The 919-nt window shown below is 44.5% G+C and carries 1 protein-coding gene; it reads left to right on the top strand.

Going from position 1 to position 919, the window contains the following annotated elements:
• A partial coding sequence (locus tag A3763_RS11395; RefSeq protein WP_068760045.1) for a DUF1538 domain-containing protein occupies positions 1-702 on the top strand: 702 nt, incomplete at its 5' end.
• Between the last annotated feature and the right edge of the window lie 217 nt (positions 703-919).

Here is a 919-nt window from a genome sequence, read left to right as displayed (position 1 = left end):
GTGATTCGCAAGCCTATACCCAATATGAAAAGGGTGCTGTTTGGTTTCTTGTACGTGCTGATCGGGTTATCGCTATTTTTACTCGGTTTGGAAAGAGCCTTATTTCCCTTAGGTAAATTAATGGCGCAACAGTTGACTGATCCAGCTTTTATAGCAGGAGCGAGGGATATTGGTGCCGATGCACTTCAGTGGTTTGATTATTATTGGGTCTATCTGTTCGCCTTTGCCATAGGATTTAGTACCACGATAGCAGAGCCCTCTCTAATAGCTGTAGCGATCAAGGCGAATGAAGTATCGGGTGGTGCGATCGGCATTTGGGGTTTGCGTATTGCCGTCGCAATTGGTGTAGCAGTAGGTATTTCCTTAGGAACTTATCGTATCGTTACCGGAATTCCGATCCATTATTTTATTATCTCTGGTTATGTGGTCGTCGTAATTCAAACTTGTTTTGCACCCAAACTGATCGTGCCTTTGGCTTATGACTCAGGTGGTGTAACGACATCTACTGTAACTGTGCCTTTGGTTGCAGCCTTGGGTTTAGGCTTAGCTGAAACAGTACCTGGGCGAAGCACTTTGATTGATGGTTTTGGTTTAATCGCTTTTGCTAGCTTATTTCCAATAATGTCGGTGATGGCCTATGCGCAAATTACTGAGTATTTGGCTAAGCGAAACCAACAACAGGGCTTGGCACAAGCTGAATAAGCTCTGTACAGAGTTTGTAGAGAATTTCGAATAGGGGAAAGTACATGCATTTTAAATTATTGCTGGTGTTTGTAGAGGATGACAAAACCGATAAGGTCATGAAGGCTGCGCGAAAAGCTGGGGCGACTGGTGCCACAGTGATCAACCATGCCAGAGGCGAAGGGATTAAAAAGAGTAAGACTTTTTTTGGCCTGACCCTGGAGACTCAACGGGATGT

Source organism: Oleiphilus sp. HI0128 (genome assembly GCF_001635365.1).
Note: the sequence above shows the minus strand (reverse complement) of the source record. Positions and strands in the feature narration are given on the sequence as shown.